Origin of the sequence: Nonomuraea sp. NPDC049158, from assembly GCF_040648335.1 — a bacterium.
Lineage (GTDB): Bacteria > Actinomycetota > Actinomycetes > Streptosporangiales > Streptosporangiaceae > Nonomuraea.
The window spans coordinates 832,729-850,061 of sequence record NZ_JBEZDM010000001.1 but is presented as its reverse complement, the minus strand read 5'-3'; the positions used below and the strand labels follow the sequence as shown (position 1 = coordinate 850,061).

The following is a 17,333-nucleotide window of genomic DNA, read 5'->3' as shown; positions in this document are numbered from 1 at the left end:
GCCAGTCCTCGAAGCGAATGTTGGTCTAATGGTTCAGCCTATCCGCTCCGGCAGCCCTTCCAGCCTGGCTCGGCCATCCGGTCTGTCAGCATGCCCCAGACGGCGACATCCCGGACGGCGGCCTGCCAGGCGGCAGGCGAGGTCAGCTACCGCTCCAGCCCGGCACCGCCATCCGGACCGTCAGCGCGTGTTCGACCAGGTTGATGAGCGCGCTCTTGACCGAGTCCTTCGAGCGGGCGTCCAGCCGCACCAGCGGGATGTGCGGCGCCAGTGTGAGAGCGTCGCGCACCTCCGCGTCACTGTGCGGGTATGACCCATCCCACCCGTTCACGCCCACGACGAACGGCAACTGCGCCTCTTCGAAGTAGTCGATCGCCGGGAAGCTGTCGGCCAGCCGCCGCGTGTCCACCAGCACCACCGCGCCGATCGCACCGCGCACCAGGTCGTCCCACATGAACCAGAACCGGTGCTGTCCAGGCGTGCCGAACAGGTAAAGGATCAGGTCACGGTCGAGCGAGACCCGGCCGAAGTCCATCGCCACGGTCGTGGTGGACTTCAGCGGCGTCATACCGAGGTCGTCGATGCCCGCCGAAGCGTCCGTCATGACGGCCTCGGTCGTCAGCGGCATGATCTCCGACACCGCGCCGACGAACGTCGTCTTGCCCACCCCGAACCCTCCGGCCACCACGATCTTCGTCGAGGTGAGGCCGGGGCTAGAGCCTGCGAAGTCCACTGAGCACCCTTTCGAGCAGGTTTACGTCTGGCCGTCCGGACTCCAGCGCTGGCTGGTGTACGCGTACCAGACCTTCGGCCGCCATGTCGGCGATCAGCACGCGCACCACGCCGAGCGGGATCCGCAACAGGGCCGATACCTCGGCCACCGACCGGACCTGCCGGCAGAGCTGGCTGATCGCCTGATACTCCGGCGTGATGTGGGAGAACTCCCGGTGCTCGGCCGTCGCGGACGAGACCAGGGCCTCCATCGCCAGCTTGACCCGAGGCGCGGTCCGTCCTCCCGTCACGGCGTAAGGACGGACCGGCGACGCGGGATCTGAGCTCAGCTGCGGCTGGGGTTGCGGATGGGGATCCCAGCCACCGCTGTTCCACCTTGGGTCCGTCACCTACATCACCTGGTCTGGCTAGCGCGCAGCTCGGCGCGCACCGCCGGAGTAAGTACCTGACCGGCACGATCGACCATAAGCGTCATTTGATACGCGACCAGGCCCATGTCGCAGTCGGGCGCCGCCAGCACGGCCAGGCAGGAGCCGTCGCTGATCGACATGATCAGCATCAGCCCGCGTTGCATCTCGACGATGGTCTGGTTGACCGCGCCACCCTCGAAGACCCTGGCCGCTCCCTGCGTCAGGCTCACCAGGCCGGACGCGATCGCGGCCAGTTGATCAGCCCGGTCCACGGGGAAGCCCGACGATGCCGCCAGCGGCAGACCGTCGGACGAGACAACGACCGCGTGGGCGACACCTGGAACGGTACTGACGAAGTCGGTTATCAACCAGTCGACTCCGCGTGCCGCGTGGCTCAGGTCGTTCATACGCCCTCCTCCCTGCTATCAACGGGCCTCGAGCCGGCGGGGTACGCCTTGCCCTCGCTGATGTCGTCACGTGCCGCGCGGAAGCCCTGCTGGAAGCTGGACAGGCGGCTGCGTACGCGATCGGGCGAGACAGAGGGCATCGGGGCGACGCCCTTCGGCGCCGAGGCGGTGTCGGCGGAACCCGGCACGAGGTTGGCCTTGGGCACCCGTTTGGGCAGCCCGGCGGCCGTCGCGCCGTCACGTACCGGCTCGACCACGGCCGCCGCGGCGTTCCACCCGGCATCCGCCTTGGAAGAACCCCAGCTCGCGCCGCCTTCACTGCCGTGCTCGAACCAGGCCGACTCCACCGAAGCGAAGATCGGCAGGTACTCGTCACCCGACGAGGGCGGGTTGACCACCGGGATGGGGCCGGTGGCCGCCGACTCCGTCTCCGGGAAGTCGTACCTCGGCCTGGGTGGCAGGCTCTGCTCCACCGGCCGGTTACCGAAGCTCCAGTCCTGTGGCGGCTGGAACGGCGGCTGGTCGCTGGTGGGCCGCTTGGGCAGGCCGTTGTCGCCTGACCAGCCGCCCCCACCGCCACCGCCCTGGCCTCGCGACGGCACCCAGACATCGGCGGTGTCGTAACCACCGCTGCTGGCGCGCGGGTCGGAGGGCCAGCCGTTGACGTCGGACGGCCACTGAGGCATGGACGGCCAGGCGCCCGCGCCCGCACCGGCGGGCTCCGGGTTGGACGGGTAGGACGGGTGTCCCGGGCCCATCTGGTAGCCGCCGCCCTGCCACTGCGGAGGCGCGGGGGGCGCGGCCGTGGGAGCGGGAGCCGCGTAGGTCTCCTCGCGCACGGGCATGCCGCCCTGCGTCCCGGCGTAGGCCGGGGACTGGCTGCCGAGCAGGCTCTCGGGCACCAGCACCATGGCGGTCAGACCGCCGGAGCCGTGCGGGCGCAGCTGTACGCGGATGCCGTGCCGGTGCGCCAGCCGGGCGACCACGAACAGGCCCATGCGGCGCGAGACCGAGACGTCCACGATGGGCGCGTCGGTGAGGCGCTCGTTGGCCTGGGCCAGTTCGTCCTGGGTCATGCCGATGCCGGAGTCGGTGATCGACAGCATCACGCCGCCGCCGTCGATGCGGCTGCCGGAGACCGTCACGCGGGTCTCGCGGGGCGAGAACGACAGCGCGTTCTCCACCAGCTCGGCCAGCAGGTGAATGACGTCGTTGACGGCCTGACCGGCCACGGACACGCCGTCGGGCACCTGCAGGACGACCCGCTCGTAGTTCTCGACCTCCGACAACGAGGCACGGGCCACGTCGACCAGCTTGACCGGCTGGCTCCACCGGCGCGGCGGATCCTGACCCGCCAGGACCAGCAGGTTCTCACTGTTACGGCGCATACGGGTGGCCAGGTGGTCCAGCTTGAACAGGTTCGCCAACCGGCTCTCGTCCTGCTCGCCCTGCTCCAGCCCGTCGATCAGGGTGATCTGCCGCTCGACCAGCGTCTGGCTGCGACGCGACAGGTTGACGAACATCGCGTTGACGTTGCTACGGAGTCGGGACTCCTCACCGGCCAGCCGGACGGCTTCCCGGTGTACCTCGTCGAACGCCCGCGCGACTTCACCGATCTCGTCCTGGGACATGACGCCGATCGGCTCGACCTCCATCGGGCCGCTCGCCTCGGACTCGCGCAGCTGCTGAACCGTCTCCGGCAGGCGGCGGCTGGCGATGAACAGCGCCTCCCTGCGCAGCCGGCGCAGCGGGCCGCTGAGCGAGCGCGCCATGAACGAGGTGATCACCAGTACCAGGATCAACAGGATGGCGATCGCGATCGCGATGATCATCGCGCCCTGCTGCTCCTGGCCCTGCAGGGTGCGGCTGCGCAGCAGGATCGAGTCGGAGACCTGCTGTTCGACCTTGCGCATGCCGTCGATGGCCTTGCCCACGGCCTTGAGCCAGTCCTCGCCGTCGCGCTGGAGGCCGACCTCCGGGTCGACCAGCTGCGCCCCCGAGTCCTGCAGGAACAGGGCGCGGGCCTGGATCAGCTCGGACTTGTCGACGGCCGAGCCACTGACGACGTCGTCGTACGCCTGGCGGATGTTCAGCGGCACCTGGGCCCTGAACGTCGCCAGCTCGCTGTTGCGCTGGGCGCGAGCGGCGATGAAGGAGTCGAGCTCGTCCTTGCTGAATCGCCTGGCGGCCAGCGCGGCCACCAGGAGCGCGCGCTGGGTGGAGAGGAACTGCTTGGCCCTGGACAGAGCGGCGAAGCCGGAGACGCTGTCGGCGAGCTCCTTGTCAGCGGCACCCAGGTCGATGTTGTCGTTGAGCCCGATGAAGTCGGAGATGCTCCGGTCATACAGCTCGATGACGGAGCCGACGTTCAGTTGCGAGTCCACCGCGGTCTTGCGTGACTGGTCGAGCTCGATCAGACGGTTCTTGATGCGGATGGCCTGCGCGCGCTGGGGGCTGTCAGAAGCGGCGAGCACGTCGACCGGGCCACGTACGCTGTCGCGAAGCTTGTTGACCGTGCTGTATTGGGCGTCGACGTCGGCCTTGCCGCTGCTCCTGCGCCCGAGGGCGACGAAGCTGGCGGTGAGGTCACGTTCGAGCTCGACCTCGTGGGCGAGCGCGGTCAGCTGGCTCGCCAAAACGGCGACCTCGTTGACCTTCTCGTACTCGGTGGCGCTGCTGATCGAGGTGGCTACGCGGAAGCCGCCGAGGACCAGGGCCGCCAAGGTGGGAATGACAACCAGAACGAGCAGCTTCGAGCGCACGCGCCAGTTGCGCAGCGCGAGGCCGCCCGTCTTCTTCGCACGCCCGGCCCGTGCTTTGGGCTTTGACTTGGCGTGAAGCGCCGCAGGAGCGGGCGCTTCAGCAGTTAAGCCGGGATCCCCACCTGCTGGGGGGAATGCGTTCCTCACTGGCCTCCGCAACCTCTCCTCTGATGGTCTGGTGCAAGAGGATCACGTCATGCATTGTGTTTGCCGTGTGACGCCGACGCACCCATGGGGCGAGAGCTTATTTGAGCACAACAACAGGAGATCGGCCAATACCGCAAAGGTCGCAGTCAACCCATCTCTTCGCATAACAGGCCAAACCCGGACAAAAGCCACATCCTCCTGGTGGATGCCGGGCTGTCACCTCCTTGATTCGGACATTCATCCCAAACTTACATTGTGATCATCATTTCCGTATATATATTGGTAATTTCCAGAATCGGGGGACCATGCGCAAGAGTTAGCTGCGCTAGGGTGCGACCGTCGTCGATCACCCCCCGTTCGAAGGAGACGCGACATGAGGTTCGGTGCACTAGGGCGCACCGCCCTGATTGGACTTGTGGCCACCCTTGTCATTACGGGGTGTTCCAGCTCAGATAGCAAGACCGGAGGCGCCTCGAATGCCAACGGTCTTGAGAAGACAGACCTCCTGATCGGCGAGTACCCCGGGGCGGACGCCGCCCCGCTGTTCATCGCGATCGAGAAGGGCTTCTTCAAGGAGCAGGGCCTCAATGTCAAGACGGAGGCCATCCAGGCTCCGCAGGCCGTACTGCCCAAGCTCGCCAACGGCAGCATGGACGTGGTGCTGGGCAGCTACGCCACCATCTTGTCCATCCAGTCCCAGGGGCTGGAGAAGTTCAAGTACATCGCGGACTCCTACCAGGGAGCCGCCGGCGCCTTCGGCGTGATGGTGTCGAAGAACTCGCCCATCAAGAGCGTCGGTGACCTCAAGGGCAAGAAGATCGGCGTCAACGCGCTCGTCGGCCTGGGTGTTCTCACCATGAACCCCCACCTCAAGATCGCCGGGCTCGACCCCGCCAAGGACGTCAAGTACGTCGTCGTGCCGAGCACCGACTGGCTCAAGTCCCTGAAGAACGGCAGCGTCGACGCCGTTTGGATGACCGACCCGTACGTCAGCCAGGCCAAGAACCAAGACGGCGCGACGATGCTGCTCGACACGATGTCCGGCCCCACGGACAGCCTGCCGATCACGGGCTGGGCGGCCACGGAGAAGTGGATCGGCAAGAACCCCAAGACGCTGGCCGCCTTCCAGCGGGCGATGGCGAAGGCGCAGAACGTCGCCGCCACCGACCGCAGTGCCGTGACGAAGATCCTGCCGACCTTCACCCAGATCCCGGCCGCGACCGCTGCCACGATCAACCTGGGCAACTACCCGACCTCACTGAACGCCCAGCGCATTCAGCGGGTGGCTGACCTGATGGCCGAGTACGGCTTCATCAAGACCAAGATCGACGTCTCCTCGATGATCGTTACTTCGCAGGGATGACCGCTGCCACAACACTGACGCGGGGCGGGCGTTCCACGCTCGCCCGCGCCAGGGTCGGAAAGCTCATCCGCCACGCCATCGGCGTGGCGGTTTTTCTGCTTGTCTGGGAACTCGCCAGCAGGACCGGCCTGGTCGAGTGGCTGCCTCCGGCCTCGACCTGCCTGGCCAGGGTGATCGGCCTGGCGTTCGATCCCGAGTATCTCGCCGACCTGAGCTCCACGTTGCTCGCCGCCGTCATCGGCCTGCCGCTGGCCATCCTGCTGGCCGTTCCCGTAGGGCTGCTGCTTGGGACCGTTCCCGTCGTGGAGGAGATGACCCGCGCGATCGTCGAGTTCCTGCGCCCCATCCCCTCGGTGGCACTGATCCCGCTGGCGCTGTTCCTGTTCCAGCCCGACATCAACACCAAGGTCGCGCTCATCGTCTACGCCGCGTCCTGGCCGATCCTGATCAACACGCTCTACGGCGTGCGTGACGTCGACCCGCTGGCCGCGGAGACGCTGCGCTCGTTCAGCTTCGGCCCAGCGGCCGTCGTCTGGCGGGTGTCGCTGCCGAGCGCCGCGCCGTTCATCTTCACCGGCATCCGGCTGGCCGCCTCGATCACGCTCATCCTGGCCATCAGCGTGGAGTACGTCGTCGGCGGCGCCGGCGGGATCGGCGCCTTCCTCATCCAGGCGAGCACCGCCCTGGACGATTCGGCGATGGTCGACGTGATCGCCGTGCTGGTGTGGTCGGGCGCCATCGGACTGATCGTCAACACCCTGCTGCTGCGTGCCGAGCGGCGGCTGTTCAAGTGGCGGAACGCATGATCAAAACCCTGGTCAAACGGCTCTGGCTGGTGCCGGTGGCCCTCGTCGCGTGGGAGCTGATCACCAGGGCGGTGGACGACCCCTTCATGCCCCGCCCCACGGTCATCGTGGCGCGCATGTACGAGATGTGGTTCTCCGGGCCCCTCATCCTCACCGACGAGGCGGTGGACAACTTCGTCCCCAGCATCATCAGACTGGTCGGCTCGTGGGGCGTGGCCGTGGCCCTCGGGATAGCACTCGGTGTCGCGATCGGCAGGACCGCCTGGCTGTCCGACTACATCGACCCGCTGGTGGAGTTCGCCCGGGCCGTGCCACCACCTGTGATGTTCCCCGTGTTCCTGGTGCTTTTCACCATGGGCACGCAGGTACAGGTCGCGACCATCGTCTTCGGCGTCATCTGGCCGATCCTGCTGAATTCAATCGATGGCGCGCGTAACGTGGATCGTCTCCAGATTGAGACCGCAACCGTCTTCGGCGTCCCGGCGAGCCTGCGCCTGGTCCGGATCATCCTGCCCGCCGCCTCACCGAAGATCTTCGCTGGTCTGCGGCTGAGCGTCTCGCTGGCGCTGATCCTCATGATCGTCTCCGAGCTCAAAGGCGCCACCGACGGCATCGGTTACCTGCTGGCCAGCGCGAGCGACCGCTCCGACATGCCGGCCCTCTGGGGAGGAGTGGTCGTGCTCGGAGTGCTCGGTTACGTACTCAACACCCTGTTCCTCATGGTCGAGCGCCGGATGCTCACGTGGCACCGTGGCGCTCGCCGTACCGCGTAGGAGGCGGATGTGACTGACCTGTTGCTGAAGAACGTGCGTATCGTTACGCACGACCGGGACGAACCGGTCGTCGCGGACATCGCCGTGACCGGCGGGCGCATCGAGCAGGTGGGGGCCGGCCTGTCCGCCGAGGGCGTCGAGGAGGTCCTCGACGGCGACGGGAAGCTGGCCTTCCCGGGCGTCGTGGACGCCCACCAGCATTGGGGCATCTACAACCCGCTGCCCGAGGACACCGCCTCGGAGAGCATGGCCAGCGCCCAGGGCGGCGTCACCACGGCGCTCAGCTACATGCGGACCGGCCAGTACTACCTCAACAGGGGCGGTTCCTACGCGGAGTTCTTCCCCGAGGTGCGCAGCCAGGCGGAGGGACAGGCCTACATCGACTACGGCTTCCACCTCGCGCCCATGTCGAGCACGCACATCGGCGAGCTGCCCGACCTGGTGGAGAAGTTCGGGGTCTCGTCGTTCAAGATCTTCATGTTCTACGGCGGGCACGGGCTGCACGGGCGCTCGGCCGACCAGAGCAAGTTCCTGATGCTGCCCGAGGGCGAGCGCTACGACTACGGGCACTTCGAATTCGTGATGCGTGGCGTGCAGGAGGCCCGCGAACGCTTCCCGCACCTGGCCGACGAGATCTCACTGTCGCTACATTGTGAGACCGCCGAGATCATGACCGCCTACACCAAGCTGGTGGAGGAGGCCGGCGACCTCAGCGGCCTGGCCGCCTACAGCGCCTCCCGGCCGCCGCACTCCGAGGGGCTGGCGGTCTTCATCGCCTCCTATCTCGCCCACGAGACCGGCCTGGCCAACATCAACCTGCTCCACCTGTCCTCGCGCAAGGCGCTCGACGCGGCCGTGCGGATGGCCAAGACCTTCCCGCACATCGACTTCCGCCGTGAGGTCACGATCGGGCATCTTCTCGCCGACATCGAGACCGCCAACGGGATCGGCGCGAAGGTGAACCCGCCCATCAGGCCGCGCGAGGACGTCGAGGCGCTGTGGGAGTACGTGCTCGACGGCACCGTCGACTGGGTGGTCAGCGACCACGCCTGCTGCCGGGAGGAGCTCAAGTTCGGCGCTCCGGCCGACGACGTGTTCCTGGCCAAGGCCGGGTTCGGCGGCGCCGAATACCTGCTGCCCGGCCTGATCACCGAGGGCCGCCGCCGCGGCCTGTCCTACGGGCGCATCGCCGCCCTCACCTCCTGGAACCCCGCGCGCCGGTACGGCCTGCGGAGCAAGGGCACCATCGCGCCCGGCTTCGACGCCGACTTCTGCCTGGTCGACACCGGCAGCACGTGGACCGTCCGGGCCGCCGAGTCGGAGTCGACGCAGGAGTACACCCCGTTCGAGGGCTTCGAGCTGAGCGCCAAGGTCACCGACACGTTCGTCAGGGGCAACCACGTCCTCGACGCGGGCAAGATCGTGGGTCGTCCAGTAGGCCAGTACATCTCCCGGCCGCTGGGCTGAAAGGAAACCCCTTGCTTGAGATAGACAACCTCACGCATGTCTACGGCGAGGGCCCGGCGCGGCACCACGCCATCGACGGCCTGAACCTGAGCGTCGCCGAGGGCGAGCTGCTGTGCATCGTCGGCCCCTCCGGGTGCGGCAAGTCGACGCTCCTGCGCTCCATCGCGGGCCTGATCAAGCCCACGGGCGGGGCCATCAAGGTCCAGGGCGAGCTGGTCCGCCAGACGCCCGCCAACCTGGCCGTCGTCTTCCAGGACTACAGCCGGTCGCTGTTCCCGTGGATGTCGGTGGCGGACAACGTCGCGCTGCCGCTGCGTCGCAAGGACATGACCAAGCAGCAGCGCCGCGAGGCCGCGCACGAGGCGCTGGAGTCGGTGGGGCTGGCGGAGGCCGGTCGCAAGTACCCGTTCCAGTTGTCGGGCGGCATGCAGCAGCGGGTGTCCATCGCCCGCGCGCTGGCCTACCGGCCGGCGCTGATGCTCATGGACGAGCCCTTCGGCTCGGTCGACGCGCAGACGCGTGAGGACCTCGAGGACCTCGTGCTGAAGGTACGCGGGCACCACCAGATGACGATCGTGCTCATCACGCACGACATCGACGAGAGCGTGTACGTGGGCGACCGCGTCGTCGTGCTGTCCAAGGCGCCCGCGCACGTCGTGGGCGACCTGAAGGTGGAGCTGCCCAGTCCCCGCGACCAGATCACCTCTCGCGAGCACCCGGACTTCGTCCATCTGCGCGCCGAGGTGGGGCGCCTGGTACGCGGCGTGGCCTCTGTCTGAGCACCCCCCATAACCGCGCGTCCCCATAACTGAAGGACAGGCCGAACCACCAGTGCCGCCGGGCGTCTCGCCCGGCGGCACTGGTGCAGAGGAAGTCAGGCCGGAGTGTGGGAGTGGCGGGTCAGGGCGTGTTCGACCAGCGTGATCAGCGTGCCCTTCACCGAGTCCCTGACTCGGGCGTCCAGGCGGACGATCGGGATGTGCGGGTTGAGTGACAGCGCCTCCCGGATCTCCTCCTGCTGGTGCTGGAAGTTCCCGTCCCAGCCGTTGATGCCGATGACGAAGGGGAGTTTGGCCTCTTCGAAGTAGTCGATGGCCGGGAAGCTGTCGGCCAGCCGCCGCGTGTCCACCAGCACCACCGCGCCGATCGCACCGCGCACCAGGTCGTCCCACATGAACCAGAACCGGTGCTGTCCGGGCGTGCCGAACAGGTAAAGGATCAGGTCACGGTCGAGCGAGACCCGGCCGAAGTCCATCGCCACGGTCGTGGTCGTCTTGTTGGGCGTGAGAGAGACGTCGTCGACACCCGCCGACGCGTCCGTCATCACCGCCTCCGTGGTGAGCGGCAGAATCTCCGAGACCGCACCCACGAACGTCGTCTTGCCCACGCCGAAGCCACCGGCCACGACGATCTTCGTCGAGGTGAGGCCGGGGCTAGAGCCTGCGAAGTCCACTGAGCACCCTTTCGAGCAAGTTGAGGTCCGGCTTTCCCGCGTCCAGCGCAGGCTGGTGCACGCGGATCAGGCCCTCCGACGCCATGTCGGCGATCAGCACCCGGACCACCCCAAGAGGCTGCCTTAAAAGGGCGGAGATCTCGGCAACCGACCTGACGTTCCGGGTTAGCTGAATGATCGCCTGATACTCCGGACTTAATAGTGAAATGTCTTTATATTCCGAGGTCACGGAGGACACCAAGGCCTCCATGGCGAACTTCATCCGTGGGGCCGTGCGGCCCCCTGTCACGGCATAGGGCCGGACAAGGGAGCTCGGCTTCTGCGGACGCGGAGCCGACGGATGCGGCGGAGTGCTATCACCAGCCCAACCCTGACCTGACATCATGATCTTCTCCTGTCGCCGTCCGACTAACGCGGGCGGGACGCCTGCAGCTCGGCGCGCACGGCCGGTGTGAGCACCTGGCCGGCCCGCTCCACGAGCAGCGTCATCTGGTACGCGACCAGGCCCATGTCACAATCGGGCGCGGCGAGCACAGCGAGGCAGGAGCCATCGCTGATGGACATGATCATCAGGAGTCCGCGCTGCATCTCGATGACGGTCTGGGTGACCATACCGCCTTCGAACACACGAGCCGCGCCCTGCGTCAGGCTGATCACACCCGAGGCGACCGCGGCCAGCTGGTCGGCCCGATCCTTGGGAAAACCCTCGGAGAAAGCCAGCGGCAAGCCGTCGGACGACACCACCACGGTGTGCGCGACTCCAGGCACGTTATTGACGAAATCAGTGATCAGCCAGCTGATGCCACGCGCTCCCTGGCTCAGTTCTCTCATTGCTCCTCCTCATTGTCTTCTCCGCGGGTGAACGCGCGGCCTTGCCGTACCCCCTGCTGGAAGCTGGACAACCGGCTCCGCAAGCGATCGGGAGAGATCTGCGGTGCCGGTGACGTCGCCTGTGGCTCCGCCAGGCTGGCCGTACCGGGAACCAGGTTGGCCTTCGGCACGCGTCGCGGCAGGCCGGAGGCCGTCGTGCCGCCCATGGCCGGCTCGGCGGCGGCCTGCGCGGCCTGCCAGCCGGTGTCGGCGGGCGAGGACCACGTCGAGCCCGCGCCGGACTGACCCGGCACGCGTTGCGGCAGCGACGGCTTGTCCGGCGTCCCGGCGGGCGCGGCGACCGGCGGGGGCGCGGCCGCGGGAGGCACGGGGAGCTGAGCGTAAGGCTGGGCGTAGGGCTGCCCGGCGGGCTGCTGCGGGAGCGGGCCGACCGGCGGCACGGCCGGTATCCCCCCGATCTGCGTCTCCTCCTGCGCGGAGATCTCGGAGTGGTGCTCCAGATCCGGCTTGAGCGGCTCGGGCTCCGGCTCCGGTCTGCGGAACCAGTCGGAGCCGACCGAGGAGAAGATCGGCAGGAAGTCGTCGCTCTGCTCCAGCGGCGAGTTGTTGCGCACCGCCGGCAGCGGGCCGGTCAGGTCCTTGGAGGAGTACTCGCCGGGACCGAACGGGTTGAACGCGCCGCGGCCGTTGTGCGTGAACGGCTCGACGGGCGGGATGGGCGAGTCGGCGAACGACGGCCAGCGCTGCTCGTCGAACCCGTACGCCGGCCGCGGCTCGGCGTCGTAGGACGGCTTGGGCAGCTCGACGAACGGCGACCTGGGCGGCGGCTCCTCGGCCGAGCCGAAGGACGGCCAGCGCGTCTCCTCCGCGGGCGAGGGCGGGGGTGGCTCCGTGGCGAAGGACGGCCAACGCTGCTCGTCCTGCGCGGGGGGCGGCGGCTCGGTGGCGAAGGAGGGCCAGCGCTGCTCGTCCTGCCGCGGCGCCTCCTCGGCGAAGGACGGCCAGCGCTGCTCGCCCGGGGAGGCGGCCGCGGGCGGCTCCTCCGCGAACGACGGCCAGCGCTGCTCGTCGGGCTGCTGGTGGCGCGGCGGCTGCTCCTCGCCGAACGGCGGCCAGTTGCCGCCACCGCCCGGCACGGGCAGCGTGCCCGGCCACTGCGTGTCGACCGGCGCGTCGTCGCGAATGTCAGGAGTGTCGACCGTGGCCTGCGGCGCGGCGTAGACGCCCGAGCCGTTCGTCGAGGACGGCTCCAGCTGGCTCGGGTCGAAGGTGGTGAAGGCTTCGTACTGGCCGCGCTGCTGGGGCACCGAGCCGGCGCCGCCGAGGAGCATGTCGGGCAGCATGACGAGCGCGGCCAGGCCGCCCGCGTCCCGCATCCCGAGCTGGACCCTGATGCCGTGGCGCAGTGCCAGGCGGCCGACCACGAACAGGCCCATGCGGCGCGAGACGGCCACGTCCACCACCGGCGGGTTGGCCAGCCGCCAGTTGGCCTCGGCCAGCTCGTCGGCCGACATGCCGATGCCCAGGTCGGTGATCGTCACCTGGATGCCGCCCTCGATGGGCGAGCTGGTGACCTGGACCTTGCTCTCGCGCGGGGAGAAGGAGATGGCGTTCTCGATCAGCTCGGCGAGCAGGTGCACGGCGTCGGTGACGGCCGGGCCGGCCACCTCGATGCCGGACGGGATCTGGATCTGGACCCGTTCGTAGTTCTCGACCTCGGACAGCGAGGCGCGGGCGATGTCGACCAGCGGCACCGGCTCGCTCCACTTGCGGGCGGCCTCCTGGCCGGCGAGGACCAGGAGGTTCTCGCTGTTGCGGCGCATGCGGGTGGCGAGGTGGTCCAGCCGGAACAGGTTCGCCAGCCGGTTCTCGTCCTCCTCACCCTGCTCCAGGCCCTCGATGAGCTGCAGCTGCCGCTCGACGAGCGTCTGGCTGCGCCGGGAGAGGTTGACGAACATCGAGTTGACGTTGGCGCGCAGCTTGGCCTCGTCGCCGGCCAGCCGGATCGCCTCGCGGTGGACCTCGTCGAAGGCCCGGGCCACTTCCCCGATCTCGTCACGGGTGTTGACGCCGACGGAGGGCACGTCGGGCACCTCGGCGCTGTCCCCGGACTCGCGCAGCAGGCGGACGGTCTCGGGCAGCCGGGTGGTGGCCACCTGGAGCGCCTCGGCACGCAGCCGGCGCAGCGGGCGGACCAGCGAACCGGCCACCCGGGTGGTGATCACCAGGACGAGGAGCAGCAGGACCAGGATGGTCGCACCGGAGATGATGGCGTTGCGCTGCTCGGTGTCGCTCAGGTCCCGGGTGGTGGCCACGATCCTGGTGGTCAGGCCGTCCTCGACCTTGCGCATGGCGTTGGCGGACAGCGAGGTGCTCTCGTACCAGAGCTGGAGGTCACGGCGAGTCGTGATGTCCAGGTCCCTGATGGTCTTGAACTCGCGCAGCTGGGCCAGGGCCCGCTGGCGCATCGCGTCCGCGCGGTCGATCTGCGGGCCGCGCACGCCCTTCTTGTACGCCTGGAGGTCCTGCGGTTTGGCTTCCTGCTCGAAGGCGGTCAGCTCCAGCTGCTGGCTGTTCCAGGAGCCGAGGAAGTCGGACAGGTCGTCATAGTCCAGCCGCCGCTCGATCAGCGCCACGACGAGGATGCCCTGCTGGCGCAGCACCTGTTCGCGGGTCTCGTCGAGGGCGGTCAGCGCGGCCACGTCGCCCTGGAGGGCGTCGTCGCTGATGCCGTCGCCCAGGTCGCCCTGGAGCCTCTCGAGGACCTCGATCAGGGAGGAATAGGTGCGGATGGCGGCCCGGGGCGGCACGCTCGCCTCACCCGCGATCGACCTGCGCAGGCCGTCGAGGCCGGTCAGCCACCGGCGGATCTCGTCGACCTCCCCGATCACGCGGGTGGTGTGGGTGGCGTCGATGGACGTGGTGGCGGCGAGCACACGCTGCTTGGCCGCGTCGGACGCCTCGCGCTGGGTCTTGAGCTGGCTCAGGCGAATGGGACGCCGGCGGTCGGCCATGTACCAGGCGGTGAGCGTGCGTTCCTTGGCGAGCTCGTGCGACAGCGCCGAGGCGCGCTGGACCAGCTCGGCGACCTGGGTCAGCCGGCGGTACTCGGCGCTGGTGCCGATGGCGTTCGCGAGCTGGACGCCGGCGAGGAGCACACCCACGATCGTGGGGATGAGGATCAGCGCCACCAGCCTGGAGCGCACGCGCCAGTTCGCCAGCCGGAACCGTCCGCCTGTGTACTCCCCGGACCTGGTGTGCCTGGGGTTATCCGTCCTCACTGACTCTCGCAACCTCTCGCCGTTACGTGCTCGAAAATCTGACACGCTTGGGGCGCATGGGATTTCTGCGGGCTGGGTAATTGGAACACAACCCGTACCAGACGGCCAACCGTACATATCCCATCAAATACGACCAAACGTGCCCACAAGGTCGCATTTCGCCGCGCGCGTTTTCAGGCGGGCCGAAAGGAGTCTCGCTCCACCGGCGCCGCGTGCTTGACCATCAGGTGACGGGTCACCGAATACTCCTGCACCGCCTCCTGGCTCATGTCCTTGCCGAACCCACTGCCCTTGACCCCGCCGTGCGGAGCCTCGCTGGCTATCGGAAGGTGGTCATTGATCCAGGTCACACCCACATCGAGGCGGTGTGAGACCCGCATCGCCCTGGCGACGTCCCGTGACCACACGGACGAGGCCAGACCGTAGCGCGTGTCGTTGGCCAGCGTGACCGCCTCGTCCTCGGTGTCGAACGGCAGGACCACGAGGACGGGACCGAATAGCTCTCCCTGGACGATATCGCTGTTCTGTGACACTTCGTTAACAAGTGTCGGAAGGTAATAGAAGCCGGGTCCGTCGACCGGGGCGCCACCGTGCACGACGCGCCCGCCGGAGCCGGAGACGAAGCCGTGCACCCGGTCGCGGTGGGCCGCCGAGATCAGCGGGCCGACGTCGGTGGCGGGGTCCCACGGGTCTCCCACGGTGATGCCGGCGAGGGTCTGCCTGATGGCCTCCACCGCGTCGTCGTACACCGGCCGGGCCACGTAGACGCGGGTGGCGGCGGTGCAGTCCTGACCGGTGTTGTAGGTGGCGCCCATGGCCACGCCGCGGGCCGTCTCTTCCAGGTCGGCGTCCTCGAAGACCAGCGCGGGCGCCTTGCCGCCGAGCTCCAGGTGCACCCGCTTGAGCGTCTTGGCGGCTCCGCTCATGACGGCCCGGCCGGTCTCCGTCGAGCCGGTGACGCTGACCATGTCCACGCCCGGATCGGTGACCAGCGCCTCCCCCACCTCGGCGTCGCCGGTGACCACCCGCACCAGGCCGGCCGGCGCGCCCGCCTGGACGAACAGCTCGGCCAGGCGCAGCGTGGTGCGGGGCGTCTGCGGGGCGGGCTTGATGACCACCGCGTTGCCCGCGGCGACGGCCGGGCCGAGCTTCCACACGGCCATCACGAACGGGAAGTTCCACGGCGCGATCGAGCCCACCACGCCGACCGGGCGGCGCAGCATGACCGAGGTGTAGCCGCGGCTGAACACCCCGGCGCCCGAGCCGTCGAGCGAGCGCGCGGCCCCGGCGAAGAAGCGCAGGTTGTCGGCCGCGAACGGCAGCTCGCCGTCCCTGAAGACCGCCGCGGGCTTGCCCGTCTCCTCGACCTCCAGCCGGGTCAGCTCCTCGGCGTCGGCCTCGACCAGGTCGGCCAGCCGCAGCAGCACCCGGGCCCGCTCGGCCGGGGTGGCCTGCGACCACTCCTCGAAGGCGGCGCGCGCCGCCCCCACGGCCCGCGTCACGTCTTCGACGGGGGTGTCGGGGATCTTGTCGAAGACGAGTCCCGTCGCGGGGTTGATCAGCTCACGCATCGGACCGCTGCCCCCAAGCTCACGCATCGGACCGCTGTCCCAGCTCCTCGATGAGGTCAGCGGCCTTGCGCAGCCCGTCGAGACCGCGGATCCGCTCACCCTCGGCGGCCAGCCGGGCGCGCAGCTGCTCGTCGCCGAGCAGGCGGTCGAGGGCGCCCGTCAGCTCCTCGTCGGTGAAGGCGTAGGTCGACAGCCGCACGCCGTAGCCGAGCTCGTCCACGCGCTGGGCGTTGTCGTACTGGTCCCAGAACAGCGGCAGCAGGATCATCGGCTTGCCGAAGTGCAGCGCCTCGGTGGTGGTGTTGTTGCCGCCGTGCGTGATGACCAGGTCGCAGAGCGGGATGATCTTCGTCTGCGGCAGGAACTCGGCGCCCCACATGTTGTCGGCCAGCTTGATCTCCTCGTGCAGCGGGCCCTTGGAGACGATGAACTGGTGCGGGGTGGTGGCCAGCACGTCGACCACCCGCTGCATCAGCTCCACGTCGGAGGAGCCGAGCGAGCCGAGCGAGAAGTAGACCAGCGCGCCGCCGGTGCGCGCGAAGGGCAGCTGGAAGTCCTCGTCGGTCTCGCGCACCGAGGAGTCGAGGCGGTGCCAGGTGGGGCCGAGCGGGCGGGCGTCGGTGTAGTCGAGGATCTCCGGGAACACGTAGAGGTTCAGGTCGCCCTCGTGGATGAAGTCGAGGTCGGGCAGCGGCTCGGTGCCCTGCTCGACGCACCACTCGTTGAAGGCGCCCCAGATCTCGCGGTGCGTACGGTCGTACTCGGCGCGGAAGGCGTCCCACTCCCCGCGGTGATCGGCGGGCAGACCCGAGAACACCGGGGCGACGTCCTCGCCGCGCACCTCCAGCGGGTTGCACGACACGATGCGGACGAACTTCTTGCCGGCCGTGAGCAGCGCGGGGAAGGTGATGACGTTGTCCTCGACGATGACGTCCGGCTGGACCCGCTCGATGATCGCCTTGAGCTGCGGCTCGCAGTACTTGGCGCCGTCGATGAGCGAGTCCCAGATGGGCTTGGTCACCGTTTCGAGCTGCTCCAGCGTGCTCTTGCGGTATTCCGGGGCGGTCTCGCGGATGAAGTCCTTCCAGAACTGTCCCGCGTCCTGCTCCTCGTCGCCCTCGGCGGGCGGCGCCAGGTCGACGAGGTCCTCCTCGAAGCCGAGCGCTTCGAGCTTGCCCTTCCACGAGGCCTCGGCGGCGAAGACGACGCGGTGACCGCGGCGACGGAGAATGTCGCCGATGCCGATGCTGTTGTTCGTGGGCCCGTAGGCGCTTTCCGGCATGAACAGGATGGTGAGGGACATCACGCGCTCCGAGGTGGCATCAATTTG

General features: G+C 68.6%; 15 protein-coding genes. 5 read left to right on the top strand and 10 right to left on the bottom strand.

All coding sequences use genetic code 11. The features are described from left to right. Window positions 1–142 precede the first annotated feature (142 nt). The 4 genes from AB0B61_RS03760 to AB0B61_RS03745 all read right to left on the bottom strand — a co-directional run bounded on the left by AB0B61_RS03760 (window position 143) and on the right by AB0B61_RS03745 (window position 4,272). The gene (locus AB0B61_RS03760; protein WP_214641567.1) at window positions 143–733 is read right to left on the bottom strand and encodes an ATP/GTP-binding protein; all 591 of its coding nucleotides are present in this window, start codon (window positions 731–733) and stop codon (window positions 143–145) included. Continuing rightward, window positions 714–1,061, bottom strand: a complete 348-nt coding sequence (locus AB0B61_RS03755) for a DUF742 domain-containing protein (protein WP_214641717.1) — start codon at window positions 1,059–1,061, stop codon at window positions 714–716. Before AB0B61_RS03755 ends, AB0B61_RS03760 begins: the two co-directional genes overlap by 20 nt. A gap of 65 nt (window positions 1,062–1,126) precedes the next feature. Next, complete coding sequence (locus AB0B61_RS03750; protein WP_214641568.1) at window positions 1,127–1,549, bottom strand: roadblock/LC7 domain-containing protein; 423 nt, start codon at window positions 1,547–1,549, stop codon at window positions 1,127–1,129. Next, a complete protein-coding gene (locus AB0B61_RS03745; protein ID WP_358427438.1) occupies window positions 1,546–4,272 on the bottom strand; it encodes a nitrate- and nitrite sensing domain-containing protein in 2,727 nt (908 codons plus the stop codon). The genes AB0B61_RS03750 and AB0B61_RS03745 overlap by 4 nt, the downstream gene beginning before the upstream one ends. 601 nt (window positions 4,273–4,873) lie before the next feature. Between AB0B61_RS03745 and AB0B61_RS03740 the strand changes: the two genes are divergently transcribed. Genes AB0B61_RS03740 through AB0B61_RS03720 form a run of 5 tightly spaced genes read left to right on the top strand, consistent with a single transcriptional unit; the run spans window position 4,874 to window position 9,646 of the window. After that, the gene (locus AB0B61_RS03740) at window positions 4,874–5,821 is read left to right on the top strand and encodes an ABC transporter substrate-binding protein (protein WP_358427435.1); all 948 of its coding nucleotides are present in this window, start codon (window positions 4,874–4,876) and stop codon (window positions 5,819–5,821) included. Beyond that, complete coding sequence (locus AB0B61_RS03735) at window positions 5,818–6,627, top strand: ABC transporter permease subunit (RefSeq protein ID WP_358427432.1); 810 nt, start codon at window positions 5,818–5,820, stop codon at window positions 6,625–6,627. The genes AB0B61_RS03740 and AB0B61_RS03735 overlap by 4 nt, the downstream gene beginning before the upstream one ends. Next, entirely contained in the window at window positions 6,624–7,400 is a 777-nt protein-coding gene (locus tag AB0B61_RS03730; protein ID WP_358427428.1) for an ABC transporter permease, read from the top strand. The genes AB0B61_RS03735 and AB0B61_RS03730 overlap by 4 nt, the downstream gene beginning before the upstream one ends. Window positions 7,401–7,409: 9 nt before the next feature. After that, a complete protein-coding gene (locus AB0B61_RS03725; RefSeq protein WP_358427425.1) occupies window positions 7,410–8,867 on the top strand; it encodes a dihydroorotase family protein in 1,458 nt (485 codons plus the stop codon). An 11-nt stretch (window positions 8,868–8,878) separates the two neighbouring features. Continuing rightward, entirely contained in the window at window positions 8,879–9,646 is a 768-nt protein-coding gene (locus tag AB0B61_RS03720; RefSeq protein ID WP_358427422.1) for an ABC transporter ATP-binding protein, read from the top strand. A gap of 95 nt (window positions 9,647–9,741) precedes the next feature. On the opposite strand, the gene AB0B61_RS03715 is transcribed toward AB0B61_RS03720, so the two are convergent. The 6 genes from AB0B61_RS03715 to AB0B61_RS03690 all read right to left on the bottom strand — a co-directional run bounded on the left by AB0B61_RS03715 (window position 9,742) and on the right by AB0B61_RS03690 (window position 17,306). Next, entirely contained in the window at window positions 9,742–10,320 is a 579-nt protein-coding gene (locus AB0B61_RS03715) for an ATP/GTP-binding protein (protein WP_225290495.1), read from the bottom strand. Beyond that, the gene (locus tag AB0B61_RS03710) at window positions 10,301–10,702 is read right to left on the bottom strand and encodes a DUF742 domain-containing protein (RefSeq protein WP_225290601.1); all 402 of its coding nucleotides are present in this window, start codon (window positions 10,700–10,702) and stop codon (window positions 10,301–10,303) included. The genes AB0B61_RS03715 and AB0B61_RS03710 overlap by 20 nt, the downstream gene beginning before the upstream one ends. Before the next feature lie 26 nt (window positions 10,703–10,728). Continuing rightward, the gene (locus AB0B61_RS03705) at window positions 10,729–11,142 is read right to left on the bottom strand and encodes a roadblock/LC7 domain-containing protein (protein WP_214641718.1); all 414 of its coding nucleotides are present in this window, start codon (window positions 11,140–11,142) and stop codon (window positions 10,729–10,731) included. A 5-nt stretch (window positions 11,143–11,147) separates the two neighbouring features. Beyond that, window positions 11,148–14,432 carry a nitrate- and nitrite sensing domain-containing protein gene (locus AB0B61_RS03700; RefSeq protein WP_358427419.1) on the bottom strand — a complete coding sequence of 1,095 codons (3,285 nt, stop codon included), beginning with the start codon at window positions 14,430–14,432 and terminating at the stop codon, window positions 11,148–11,150. A 173-nt stretch (window positions 14,433–14,605) separates the two neighbouring features. Then, window positions 14,606–16,003: an aminobutyraldehyde dehydrogenase gene (locus AB0B61_RS03695; RefSeq protein WP_358427416.1), complete on the bottom strand. Its 1,398-nt coding sequence runs from the start codon at window positions 16,001–16,003 to the stop codon at window positions 14,606–14,608. Window positions 16,004–16,022: 19 nt separating this feature from the next. Further along, window positions 16,023–17,306 (bottom strand): glycosyltransferase, encoded by a 1,284-nt coding sequence (locus AB0B61_RS03690; protein ID WP_358427413.1) that lies wholly within the window; start codon window positions 17,304–17,306, stop codon window positions 16,023–16,025. Window positions 17,307–17,333: the final 27 nt, after the last annotated feature.

Coding starts and splice junctions, on each gene's coding strand:
- AB0B61_RS03750 (WP_214641568.1), bottom strand. CDS start 1,549: ATGAACGACCTGAGCCACGCGGCACGCGGAGTCGACTGGTTGATAACC.
- AB0B61_RS03735 (WP_358427432.1), top strand. CDS start 5,818: ATGACCGCTGCCACAACACTGACGCGGGGCGGGCGTTCCACGCTCGCC.
- AB0B61_RS03730 (WP_358427428.1), top strand. CDS start 6,624: ATGATCAAAACCCTGGTCAAACGGCTCTGGCTGGTGCCGGTGGCCCTC.
- AB0B61_RS03710 (WP_225290601.1), bottom strand. CDS start 10,702: ATGTCAGGTCAGGGTTGGGCTGGTGATAGCACTCCGCCGCATCCGTCG.
- AB0B61_RS03695 (WP_358427416.1), bottom strand. CDS start 16,003: ATGCGTGAGCTGATCAACCCCGCGACGGGACTCGTCTTCGACAAGATC.
- AB0B61_RS03690 (WP_358427413.1), bottom strand. CDS start 17,306: ATGTCCCTCACCATCCTGTTCATGCCGGAAAGCGCCTACGGGCCCACG.